The sequence below is a fragment of the Fructobacillus fructosus KCTC 3544 genome, from assembly GCF_001438695.1.
Taxonomy (GTDB): Bacteria; Bacillota; Bacilli; order Lactobacillales; family Lactobacillaceae; genus Fructobacillus; species Fructobacillus fructosus.
The window spans coordinates 1-12,773 of record NZ_JQBH01000018.1 but is presented as its reverse complement, the minus strand read 5'-3'; the positions used below and the strand labels follow the sequence as shown (position 1 = coordinate 12,773).

The 12,773-nt window shown below is 45.2% G+C and carries 7 protein-coding genes; 6 read left to right on the top strand and 1 reads right to left on the bottom strand.

What is annotated here, in order from left to right; translation table 11 throughout:
- The 4 genes from IV71_RS08120 to IV71_RS07200 form a co-directional block, all read left to right on the top strand.
- On the top strand, nucleotides 1–751 hold a 751-nt coding region (locus tag IV71_RS08120), incomplete at its 5' end, for a DUF5906 domain-containing protein (protein ID WP_234781185.1).
- 338 nt (nucleotides 752–1,089) lie between these two features.
- A complete protein-coding gene (locus IV71_RS07210) occupies nucleotides 1,090–1,437 on the top strand; it encodes a hypothetical protein (RefSeq protein WP_114636138.1) in 348 nt (115 codons plus the stop codon).
- Nucleotides 1,438–1,618: 181 nt separating this feature from the next.
- On the top strand, nucleotides 1,619–2,743 hold the full coding sequence (locus tag IV71_RS07205; RefSeq protein ID WP_010691094.1) for a site-specific integrase: 1,125 nt from the start codon (nucleotides 1,619–1,621) through the stop codon (nucleotides 2,741–2,743).
- Nucleotides 2,744–2,893: 150 nt separating this feature from the next.
- The gene (locus IV71_RS07200; RefSeq protein WP_010691092.1) at nucleotides 2,894–3,472 is read left to right on the top strand and encodes a hypothetical protein; all 579 of its coding nucleotides are present in this window, start codon (nucleotides 2,894–2,896) and stop codon (nucleotides 3,470–3,472) included.
- A gap of 67 nt (nucleotides 3,473–3,539) precedes the next feature.
- On the opposite strand, the gene IV71_RS07195 is transcribed toward IV71_RS07200, so the two are convergent.
- Nucleotides 3,540–3,737 carry a hypothetical protein gene (locus tag IV71_RS07195; protein ID WP_010691091.1) on the bottom strand — a complete coding sequence of 66 codons (198 nt, stop codon included), beginning with the start codon at nucleotides 3,735–3,737 and terminating at the stop codon, nucleotides 3,540–3,542.
- 340 nt (nucleotides 3,738–4,077) lie between these two features.
- Here IV71_RS07195 and IV71_RS07190 point away from each other — a divergent pair, with 340 nt between their 5' ends.
- Complete coding sequence (locus tag IV71_RS07190; protein ID WP_141559886.1) at nucleotides 4,078–4,620, top strand: hypothetical protein; 543 nt, start codon at nucleotides 4,078–4,080, stop codon at nucleotides 4,618–4,620.
- 307 nt (nucleotides 4,621–4,927) lie between these two features.
- A complete protein-coding gene (locus IV71_RS07185) occupies nucleotides 4,928–12,733 on the top strand; it encodes a mucin-binding protein (RefSeq protein WP_056995061.1) in 7,806 nt (2,601 codons plus the stop codon).
- Nucleotides 12,734–12,773 lie beyond the last annotated feature (40 nt).

Sequence of the window (12,773 nt, the reverse complement as noted above, 5' to 3'; positions counted from 1 at the left end):
TACAGCCAAAGACATCGACACGCTGACCGGTAGCAATGGCAAGAGCGCCCGCTTTGGGACGGTTGACCTGATTAACAAGTTAGCGAATATCCACCTAGACATCCCCGACACCCGTATCGACATGCCAGACGCTCTTAAAACGCTAACAGGGGGCGACTTGGTAGAAGTTGAGGGTAAAGGATCAAACTCAATTAGTGTGGAGCTGTACGCTTTACTTATCTTTGCCAGCAATAACAAGCCTAAGTTATCGGTTAGCTCCGCTTTAGTCCAACGTATGCACCTAGTGCCTGTTGTAGCCCCTAAGGTACGAGACAACCCGAAAGAGGCTAGACACCGGGCGACCTTGTGGAATGAGTCCGAAGCAATCAAGGAGCTGGGAGGCTTTGCCATTGAGTGTATTACTGCCTTTCAAACAGCCAAGGCTAATATGAAGCTGACGGTTAGTGATGAAATCGAGGAAACCACACAAGACTGGGCGAACAGTCAAGACTTAGTTAGCTCTTTCTTACTAGAAGCAAGGCGAGAGACAGAAGAAGGATATACCGGTGGAATATCGAAGCGAGTCGCTTTTTCACGGTTTGAAGATTGGCTTAGAGATAATAAAATCGAGTCGAAAATGAGCAAGAAGAGTTTTGACACAAAAGTGGCACAAAATGGGTATTTGGAGACACGAACCCGCCTTCATCCAGAGGGAGACTCAAATAATCCACAATTTAGCTGGCTGGGTTTAGACCTAGAAAAGTACGTTTAATGGCGATTGTGCACGTTTTCGTGTCAGAGGCAAACTGTCAAGAGAACTCAAGAGGCGTCACCGTGCCATGAATGTGCCCAAAGTTGAAACCTGAAACCCCTTGTTACTCTAAGTCTTAACTATATTTTGTGTTATAAGTGTTAGGTTTTGAGTATATAGAAAGGTAATTGAATAAAGAGAGAGGAAGGTAATAGAAACATATATAGGGGAGAGAAGTGGCGAAAAACCGACACAAAACGACACAAATAGCTTTTAAGCTTAGAGCCACAACGGGTACAGCGATTTTTAAAGTGACACAAAAAACAGCACATTTTGACCCAAAGCAAGAAAGGAGTACGATGAACATTTTTATAGCAATTTTACTACTGGTAATGGCTGGCCTTATCTTTTACCAAAAGTGGCAAATGAACAAGTTTTATCAGGGGGTGGTTATCTATCGATACTCTGCCAAGCTACACGAAACTAAAGCAATCTATGCTGAAGAAGAGGCGGAAGCGTTTCAAGACTTACTTAATCAGTTAGGTTATGACGTGGACAGATTAGAAAACGGCGACAAAACACAGAAGACGCTCACAGAAGAAGAGGCGTGGGCTATCTATGATCGCCAGAAAATACGGGAAGCGCGGTTAAAAGTTGCTGATGAAGAGTTAGAAGAGGCTGAACGAATTTATAGTCTGAACAGCTAGGCTTAAAAGAGAGTTAAAAGATAAATAAAACTGTTACATTGTACAGAGGGACAAAATGGTGGCAAAATAAGAGGCGTGACGTTCATGGACTGTCAGTGACGGTCAAAACGTACGTCTTTTTTTATGACATCCCCATATTTTGCCCTTTTGTACATAGCTGGGGTGCTATGGAGGCAGTGACATGCAATTAAAAGAGGTGCAAACCAAGAAAGGCAAAGCGTGGGAAGTAGTCGGCTATTTGGGACTACAGCCCAGCGGAAAAAGAAAGAAGGTACAAAAGCGAGGCTTTACAAGCAAACGTGAGGCGACAGCATGGTTTAACAATGAAGTAACACTGTTTAGCAATGGACAAAGTCAATACAACGAAAAAGCCCCCAAAACAGTTTTTACTGTCAGGGAGCTCTACGAAATGTGGCTAAAAACCTATCAAAACACTGTAGAAGAGAGCACTTTAGCTAAAGTATTGAGATACTTTAGTCTGCATATCTTGCCACGTTGGGGCGACACTGTCGTTGATCAGATAAAGCCCGTTGAATTACAAGAGTATCTTAACACAATGCAGGCTAAGATATTGAGCTATAAGAAGGTGGTACGCTACTTCAATCAACTAACTAAGATGGCCGTTAAGCTGGACATGATAGACGTTGACCCGTTCACTAAGGTGGATATGCCGAGGGAACGCAAGAGCAAGCCGAAAAAGAGAGCTATGGACGCCCAAGAGTTCAAGCGTTTTATCGAGGTGCTAGATGGTCAATATTGCCAGATTAACAGGCAGGCTTACACGCTTTTGAGATTGGTAGCCGTCACGGGGATGAGAACAGAAGAAGTTCTTGCCTTGCAGTGGCAACATATAAACTTCGATGGTGGCTATATCACAATAGAACAAGCGCTAGGCCGTGGCCTACATGGTGGTACTTACATCAAGGCCACGAAGTCAGAGACCAGCACAAGGACAATCAAGGTAGCCAGTGACATGGTTAGAAAGCTGGCGCAATGGTATAACTTAAGCAAGAACAAAGAGCCTGATAGTTTTGTTTTCAATAACAACGGCAAACCATTGCAAGCCCTCCGCCCTAATAAGTGGCTACATGAAGTTAGCGGTAGTTATGGAGTGGCTAACGGTGTGAGTATGCACGGCTTGCGCCATACATGGACAACATTAGCATTAGAACAAGGGGCAACGGTCAAACAGGTACAAACATACCTAGGCCATGCTGACGCTTCTATCACGTTAAATGTTTATGCAGAAATTACCAAGAAAGCTAGCGAACAAACTGGTGAAGTCTTGAGTAATTTAATTAGTTAAAAAAGAAGAAGTAGCGGAAAAAGTAGCGGAAAAAGCTTAAAACGTTGATATGAGTGGACTTATTCGACTCCCCTCGGGTCCACTAAATAGTCCCTTTAACCAGTTTTAGTGGTTGAAAGGGGCTTTTATTTTGAATTGAGGATACTGAAAATGAATAGTTTTTCCATCATTATCACAATAATTGTGACACTTTACTTTATAAAAAAGCAGTTTGAGTATGAAAAAGTTAAACTAAGCCGCTACCTTGTCATCCCGGTCTTTGCCTCTTACCAATTTTTTAACAGCGTCGAGATTGAAAATGCGAGGGATGCCTTTATCTGTGGGATAGCTTTTGTTGCTGCCGTGCTGGTTGCGTTTTACCAGGCGCGGACTTTTACTTTTAAGACAGTTGAAAAGCGGAGTCGGTACTACGTTAAGGTGAATGGTGAAAGGCAACCGGTTTACCGTGATGAGTATCTAGCTAAGGGTGGAGCAGCATACCTAATTGGTTGGATCGCACTCTTTATTGTTCAAGTGGCGCTTAGCTTGATGGCCAATGAATTACAACTTGCTGATATTAGTCATGAGTGGTTGACTGAGGTGTTGCAGGATTTGTTGCTGTTTGCTCGAATCAATGGGCATTCAGCCTGGTGGGCATGGGAGCTATTTGCGGTGTCAAACTTAACCTACTATGTTGTACTCCGACGACAAAACGAAACGTTTCGGAGTAACCTCCAAAAAAATGAATAGTGAAAAAGGATAGTCATAGGGCTATCCTTTTTTGAGTATCGCTTAGTTTCCTAGTGAAACTGTCTTGTTAATGATGCATGGTGATGACTAATGTAATCAGGGCAATCAGAATGGTGATATTCCATGCCCATTGTTGGCGGTTGTTGATCATGGCAAAGCGATTTTCAATCTGCTTAAAATTTTGATTAACTTCTGTCTTGAATTCTTGGAATTCCTTCTGTGTAAGCCAATCTGGTGGGGATACTTGCGTATTTGTTTTTGCCATATTGAAAGTCCGCCTTTCTTATTATTGTCTATCATTAAATAGTACGAAAAAATGGGGATTTTCTCTTGCGTTTTCTAAGGCTATTTTATCTGATTATTGGAAGATGATGGTGGAATATGATAAAACGCTATATTTAATTGAAAAGGTTAGGCCGCAAAAAAAACATCTGCGTTAAGTTGGAAACCCCTTCTACATCACAATAAAACTTTTTCTCGCCTATTAATCGGAAACGTGGTACACTATCTCACTAAAGAAGAAAGGTTGGCCGATAATGATTCTCTTTTCATTAATAATCCTTTGTATTTTTGCCATTGCGTTTTGTTTCCTATTCTTGACGTGGATGCCAACGGTCCTTTTTTGGCTTCTCTTGTTACTGATTGTGCTTTTCCTATTTACGCACATGATTCCCATTCTGATTATTATTGCCATTATTTGGGGGATTTCTTACTACCGTAAGAAGCAGAAACAGGATTCAGCCGTTGATGACTTTGTTCAAGAAGATCAGCCAGAAAAAGGGGAACGGGAAACAAATCCATTTACTCACTTCCAAGATCGTTCCGTTGAACGAATTAAGCAACAGTTCCAAGATAACCATGCCTTTAACTTAGGGGATGGTCTCTGGGTTGATCAGGCCAACGGCAAGCTGTTGATTGTCACTAAGGGCAATGGATCAGGGTATCTCGTGGCAGATTTCGATGATGTTAATCGTTACCGCGTGGAACAGCCATCTGACTACAGCAAGACTTTCTCACTTCAATTAGACGGTTTGTCAGAAGAAGAAAAAGTCACGGTAACACTATCGACGCAAAGAAACGATTGGTTACAGCAAAGTCCGGCAGACTATTTTCAGGAATTGTTAAGCCGATACGCGCAGGAAGAGTAAAAGATAACGGCATGATTCTAGTTAGTCATGTTCTTAAATAATAAGAGTCGACTATCAATGAAAATTGATAATCGACTCTTTTCTTTTTTTTATGGAAGAACGCTTTTTTCTAAACTAAAACATGTCATTTTAAGCACTTTTGTAACATTTCGGTCATCGAAATGCTTATTTAAAAGAATTTAGTAAAACTTATGTAATCTATTTGTAATCATTGTGTCCGTATTGTTATACTTTAATTGTCGTTTAATATTGGTGTTTCGCCCTTAATTGGCGGTCAACATCATTAAATGGATGAGGAGAATAGCAGATGAAGTATAACAAACGTTTTCTTCAAAAAACCGATGATAAAAAACATCTTCGGAAAGTGAAGAAAAATTGGGTTGTTGTTTCGATGGCTTCCTTCGCATTTTTGGGGGGCGCAGCCGTATTGACAAGCAATACGACTGAAGGTCCTGCAAATGCGTCTGAAGTAACGCAAACAGTGGCAACCCATGATCAAGTCGAGACGAAAACGACGACACGAACCATTAAGTTGGTTGATAAGGACACAAAGCAAGAAATTGCTAACGTGGAGCCTATCAAGCAAACGATTAACTGGACTCGCACGAACAAAGTCGATGACCAGGGAAATGTTGTTAGTGAAGGTACTTGGCAAGCGGTTGACCAGAATGGTCAATACGCGACTTTGATGTACAAAGACCTTGATTTGTCATCAAAGGGTTACACCACGCCACAAATTGATGGTAAGGATGTTACCAAAGCTGATGCCAAGAATGCATCAGGACAAACCATTACCGAAAACGATGATAAGACCGCAGATGGTCAAGACGTTGTCAAGGTAAAGGCCGAAGCAGCCGATGTGAACAAGGGTGATGAAGAAGTAACGGTTACTTATACAAAGGCCGCTACAACTGCTAACACCACGTCAACGCAAGCTGCACAAACGACGGCTGCCGCCGCCCAGACGACGACTGAAGCAACGGGAACAAAGGAAGTCACAAACACTAAGACGACTACCCGTACCATCAAGTACGTAGCACCTGACTATGATGACCAAGAAATGGCCAAAACAGTCACACAGACGATTAACTGGAAGCAAGTCAACACCGTTGATGCTACCGGAAAAGTCGTTAAAGAAGGTACTTGGGAAGTCGCCGATTCATCCAATGGTAAGTATGCTGCCGTAACGACGCCAACCGTTGCCAACTTTACGGTTGACCAAGCCATGGTTGCTGAACAGAAGGCAACGGCCGATGACAAAGATCAGACGATCACGGTTAAGTATTCATTTGCTGGGGCAACGGAAGCAGCTGATACACCTGAATTGCGTGCTACGCAAAAGGGAAGCTACGGAAGTGTTGACTATACTTACGATACTAGTACGGACACGTTGACCTTTACGACAACGGGATCTTTCCCTGATACTAACGCGGGTGGAACGATTTTCGATAAGTTCCCAAACGTTAAGCACATCGTCTTCAATCGTGGTGTCTATGCTGCTGCTAATTCAAGCAGCCTTTTTGCCAACTTACGTAAGTTGAAGGACTTTACCAACTTAGATAAGCTTGATACGTCAAGAACACGTGATATGTCCTACATGTTCTCAATGGGTGCGATTCAAAATACGTCCTTGAGAAACTTGGATTTGAGTAGCTTTGATACGTCTAAAGTCACATCAATGCAGTTCATGTTCCAAAACTTGGGTGCCTTGTATCACTTAGACATTTCAAGCTTTAAGATGTCAGCCGCCACGGATGCCGCTGGCGATTCCCAAATGTTTGACCTTTTGGGAGATGGAAACACCATTTATGTTAAGTTGCCTAGCCAGCACTTCAATACATTGGCTGATTTGGGTTCTGTTGATGGCGCGACCGGTGGCGATAGTAAGTATCCAACCATTGTGCCAATCGGAAATGGTAGCCTTGATCAACCTCAAGGTCCCGGAATGTCAACGGATGCCTATCGTAAACTCTTCGATACTGGAAAACATCCTGGCGGTTGGTACATGTGGGGACGTGACACGAAGTGGACGGAACGTAAAACGTATACGCAAACCATTCGTGCCGTTGATAGCAAGGGCAATGTTATTAAGACGCTCCGTGTTGAAACAGGCGAATTCATCCGTTCTGCAAGTAAAAACTACATTACCAATAAGATAACGGGTGAGTTCTCAAGCTGGAAACTTGATACCGATGTTCGTTCTGAATATAGCGAATATGAGCTACCACAGTCATTCACACTTGATAATGTGAATTACACAACGCCAACGATTAACGGAACACATCGTTATTGGATTGGAACTCGTGATATTAAGCAAAGCGATGAAGTAGAGGACGTTATTTATGCTGCAGACGTTCCAACCGACAACCACGGTACTGATACAGACCAAACGATTACTCGTAAGGTGCACCTCCGTGACGAATCAAATGGCAACGCTGAGTTTGATGCAGACAACATTGCAACACGTACTGAAACCATTCACTTCCACCGTTCTGGAACAGTTAACTCACTAACGGGTGTCTTCACGCCAACGACGAGTTGGGCAGCTGTTGATGGCTCAGCCAGCTTTGCTGGTTATGCTGCACCGGACATGAAGGCTAAGGGTTACGACCTGGATAAGCCTGCGACGACCGATGCCATTACGCCATCACAGGCAGATATCACGTCCGGTAAGTCCTATGATCAAGACGTTTTCTACAAGCACCACACTGGTAAAGTCACACCTGACGGCCCAGTTGGCCCTGTTGATCCAGATTATCCACCCGTTGATCCAGCGAACTTGAAGAAGCAGTTAACAAAGACTTATACCCGTACGGTTCACTTTATTGATGCCACTGGTAAGAAGTTGGCGGCTGATAAAGTCGAAACAATCACGGCTACTGGTGAAGCTGACTATGATTACGTAACGGGTCAAATTGTTGGCGACATTACTTGGTCATATCAGTCCGATTCTGATAAGGATTGGGAGGCGGTAACTCCTGCTGCTTCAATTAACTTGGACGGCAAGTACTATTACGATCCGCAGTCTGACCAGTCATTGGCTCAGAAGAGTTTTGACATTCAAAACGACGCGGCAACGAACGAAGACGTTAACGTTACTTATAAGACGGGGACAGATACGTCTGAGAGCAAGACGATTCAACGGGTTGTTCACTTGCGCGACGCAAGTGATGGCAATGCCGAATTTGACCAGGATAACTTGGCTGATCGTACTCAGACTTTGACATTTACCCGTGCCGGTTATAAGGATGAAGAAGGAAACTTCCACGCAACTGGTGAATGGGTAGCAGAACCATCAACGGATGACTCATTTGCTGCATTTAAGACACCAGATGAAACAGCTAAGGGATACGACTTTGACCGTAACGCTACGACGGCTGTGACGCCTTCTCAAGACGACATCACGAACGGTGTTTCTTATAACCAAGACATCTTCTACACACACCACAAGGGTAAGATTACTCCTGATGGACCGGTGGGCCCAGTTGACCCTGTTTACCCTCCAGTAAACCCAGATGCTAAGAAGCAGCTGGTAAAGGCCTATACCCGTACGGTTCACTTTGTGGGAACGGACGGCAAGACGGTCGCTCCTGATCGAGTTGAAACGGTTACTGCCAATGGTGAAGCTGATTACGACTATGTAACCGGTCAAATTGTTGGTGCGATTACTTGGTCATACAAGGCTGGCTCTGATGAAACATGGGCAGTCGTTACCCCTCAGGCAACGATTGACGCTAACGGTAAGCATTACTACAACCCTTCAGCAAACGGTTCATTGGCTGAAATGTCCTTTGACGTGCAAAACGATGCAGCGACAAACGCTGATATCACGGTTACTTATCAAACCGCAACGCCGACCGATAATCACGGAACGGATACCGATAAGACGGCAATTCGCCACGTGAAGTTGATTGATGATACGGAAGGGCATGAATTTGATGCCGGTTCAGTTGCTGACTCAACAATCAGCTATCACCGTGATGGTTATATTGATGATGCTACTGGTGCCTTCATTCCTGCTGGTGACTGGACAGTCGTTGGCGGCGGGGCTTCTGAATTTGCTGGTGTCGATGCACCTGATAAGTCCTCAGAGGGATATGATGCTGGAACGCCTGCCAAGACGGATAGCGTTTCGGTCGATAAAGACAGTGTCAACAATGGCCAAGTCTTTGACCAAGAGATTCACTATAACCACCACAAAGCTAACATTAATCCTAATACGCCAAAGCATGATCCAAAAGTCGGTCCGGATATTCCACAGTCAGTGCTTGATTCATTGGTAAAGGAATATAAGCGGACGGTTCACTTTAAGAATCGTTCTGGTGCCGACTTGACGGATGCTCAGATTCAAGAAATTATCTACAATGGTGATGCTGAATATGACTACGTCACTCAAAAGCTTGTTTCAACACCAACTTGGACTTTGAAATCTGGTTCTGCTGATAAGTGGACAGTGGTTAACGGTGCAGCAACCATCGATAAGGATGGTACGCACTACGTGAAGGCTGACGGTGCTGACGGTCAAGATCCGGAAGCGAATAAGACTTTTGACCCCGCAACTGACGCTGCTATTGCTAACCAAGAAGACACCATTTGGTACGATGCAACCAAGAACGGAAATGCCACGGACACAGACAAAGACGTTTCACGTACCATTTATTTCCAAACAAACAGTGGTAAGACTCTGGATGAGGAAACTCAAACGGTTCACTTCCACCGTGATGGTTATATTAATGAAACGACCAACAAGTTTGTTGCCACTTCGGATTGGTACGTACAGGGAACGCCAGCTGACATGGCTGCCGTTGCCGCTAAGGACTTCCGTGCCCAAGGTTACGTGCCAGATACGGCTAAGCAGACTTCAGTGGATGCGTTGACTCCTGATAAGGAGGCAACGTCTGAAGCCGACCAAACGATTTGGTATAAGGACAATACTGGCAATATCACGCCAAACACGCCAAAGCACGACCCAAACAACGGCCCTGACATTCCAGATGCTGTTTTGAAGTCATTGGTTAAGACTTATACTCGTACGGTTCATTTTGTTGGGGATGATGGTAAGACGGTTGCCCCTGATGAAGTTGAAACGGTAACCGCCTATGGCGAAGCCGAATACGATTACGCTACGCAACAAATCATCGGAAACATTACTTGGTCATATAAGACTGGTTCTGACGAAGAGTGGGCAGTTGTGACGCCAAAGTCAACGATTGATCTCGATGGCAAGCATTACTACGCACCATCTTCAAATGGTTCACTGGCCGCTACATCATTTGATGTACAAAAGGATGCAGCGACAAACGCTGACGTCACCGTTACCTACAAGACGGCAACGCCAACCAACAATCATGGAACGGACACTGACAAGTCAGTTGTTCGTCACGTTAAGTTGATTGATGCCAAGACGAACCAAGAATTTGATGCTGGTACGGTGGCTGATGCCACGCTTGCCTTCCACCGTGATGGCTATGTCAACGACAAGACGGGTGAGTTCATCCCTGCCGGTGACTGGATAGTCGTTGGTGGCGGTGCTTCTGAATTTGCCGGTGTTGATGCACCAGACAAGTCTTCAGAGGGCTACGATGCAGGAACGCCTGCTACAACCGCTACTGTTGATGTTGATAAGGATACTGCCGTAAACGGTCATGTTTACGAACAGACAATCACTTACAACCACCACAGCGGTAAGATTACCCCTGATGGCCCGGTTGGACCTGTTGACCCTGTTTACCCACCAGTAAACCCAGATGCTAAGAAGCAGTTGGTTAAGACCTATACTCGTACGGTCCACTTCGTTGGAACGGATGGGAAAAAGGTCACAGACGATCAGGTTGAAACGATTACGGCGAACGGTGAGGCTGATTACGACTATGTAACGGGTCAAATCGACGGCCCAATCACTTGGTCTTACAAGGCTGGTTCTGACGAAGAATGGGCAGTTGTGACGCCAAAGTCAACGGTTGATGCTAACGGCAAGCATTACTATGCACCTGAAGCCAACGGTTCATTGGCCGCTACCTCATTTAATGTTCAAAATGATGCTGCGCAAAACGCTGACGTGACGGTAACGTACAAGACCGCTACACCAACGAACAATCACGGAACGGACACTGACAAGTCGGTTATCCGCCACGTCAAGTTGATTGATGGTAAGACTGGTGCAGAATTCGATAAGAACTCTGTGGCAGACGCCACACTTGCCTTCCACCGTGATGGTTACGTCAACGACAAGACGGGTGAATTTATCCCAGCCGGCGACTGGACAGTCGTTGGTGGTGGCGCTTCTGAATTTTCTGGTGTTGATGCACCAAACAAGGCTTCAGAGGGCTACGATGCAGGAACGCCTGCAAAGACGGCTAACATCGACGTTGATAAGGAAACTGCAGTAAACGGTCACGTTTACGATCAGGAAATTACTTACAACCACCACAGCGGAAAAATCACTCCTGATGGACCAGTTGGCCCAATCAACCCTAACGGTCCTGTTTACCCACCAGTTAACCCGGATGTGAAGAAACAGTTGGTAAAAACCTATACTCGTACGGTTCACTTTGTTGGATCAGATGGTAAGACGGTTGCACCAGATAAGGTTGAAACGGTTACGGCTTACGGTGAGGCTGATTACGATTACGTAACTGGTCAAATCGATGGTCCAATCACTTGGTCATACAAATCTGGCTCAGCTGAATCATGGGCAGTAGTTACTCCAGCGGCAACAATCGATGCCAACGGCAAGCACTACTACGACCCATCTTCAAACGGCTCATTGGCTGAAAAGTCATTTGACGTTCAAAACGATGCAGCGCAGAACGCTGATGTAACGGTAACGTACAAGACGGCAACGCCAACCAACAACCATGGTGCGGATACGGATAAGTCAGTTATCCGCCACGTCAAGTTGATTGATGGCAAGACTGGCAACGAATTTGATGCTGGTTCAGTCGCCGATTCAACATTAAGCTTCCACCGTGATGGCTATGTTGATGACGCTACTGGCGCCTTCTTCCCAGCCGGCGGCTGGACAGTCGTTGGTGGCGGTGCTTCTGAATTTGCCGGTGTTGATGCACCAGACAAGGCTTCAGAAGGTTACGATGCCGGAACACCTGCAAAGACGGCCAACATCGATGTTGATAAGGATACTGCTGTAAACGGTCACGTTTACGAACAAGAAATCACTTATAACCACCACAGCGGTAAGATTACCCCTGATGGCCCAGTCGGACCTGTCGATCCTCACGGCCCTGTTTATCCACCAGTTAACCCTGATGTGAAGAAACAATTGGTTAAGACCTATACTCGTACGGTCCACTTCGTTGGTACGGATGGTAAGACAGTCGCTCCTGACCAAGTTGAAACGGTTACGGCTAACGGTGAAGCTGATTACGATTACGTAACTGGTCAAATCGATGGCCCAATCACTTGGTCATACAAGGCTGGCTCCGCCGAATCATGGTCAGTTGTGACACCTGCTGCAACAATTGATGCAAACGGTAAGCATTACTACGCACCAGTAGCGAACGGCTCATTGGCTGAAAAGTCATTCGACGTACAAAACGATGCGGCAGAAAACACTGACGTGACGGTAACGTACAAGACTGCCACACCAACCAACAACCATGGTGCAGACACGGATAAGACGGCTACCCGTCAATTCCACTTAATTGATGATACGGACGGTCATGAATTTGACGCCGATTCAATTAATGATCGAACACAAACTGTTCACTTCCACCGCGATGGATTCGTTGATGATGCCACTGGCGACTTTATCCCAGCTGGTGACTGGCAAGCGGTTGACGGTGACGGCAACTTCGCAGCCTACACTGCTCCTGATGAAAGTCAGAAGGGTTACGACCTTGTTTCAGCAAGTGAAATCGCTGGTCAAAATGTTGACAAGGAAACGGTTGTTAATGGTGAAAACATTAATGTTGATATCCATTACAAGCACCACAAGTCACACATTGGGCCAAACACACCAGATGATCCAAAGCACGGACCAAAGATTCCTGATGCAGTTCGTCAGGCTCTTCGGGCAGAAGTAAAGCGCAACATTCACTTCAAGGATGCTGGTAATCCAAACGGTGAAGACATCGCCCTGCTCGTATGTCAATAAGTTAGACACTTTTTTTACATCACTAGGTTCGATTCATAGG

Bases quoted from the DNA above. Each gene is read 5' to 3' on its own strand.
- IV71_RS07210 (WP_114636138.1), top strand. From the start codon at position 1,090: ATGAACATTTTTATAGCAATTTTACTACTGGTAATGGCTGGCCTTATC.
- IV71_RS07205 (WP_010691094.1), top strand. From the start codon at position 1,619: ATGCAATTAAAAGAGGTGCAAACCAAGAAAGGCAAAGCGTGGGAAGTA.
- IV71_RS07195 (WP_010691091.1), bottom strand. From the start codon at position 3,737: ATGGCAAAAACAAATACGCAAGTATCCCCACCAGATTGGCTTACACAG.
- IV71_RS07190 (WP_141559886.1), top strand. From the start codon at position 4,078: ATGCCAACGGTCCTTTTTTGGCTTCTCTTGTTACTGATTGTGCTTTTC.
- IV71_RS07185 (WP_056995061.1), top strand. From the start codon at position 4,928: ATGAAGTATAACAAACGTTTTCTTCAAAAAACCGATGATAAAAAACAT.
- IV71_RS07200 (WP_010691092.1), top strand. From the start codon at position 2,894: ATGAATAGTTTTTCCATCATTATCACAATAATTGTGACACTTTACTTT.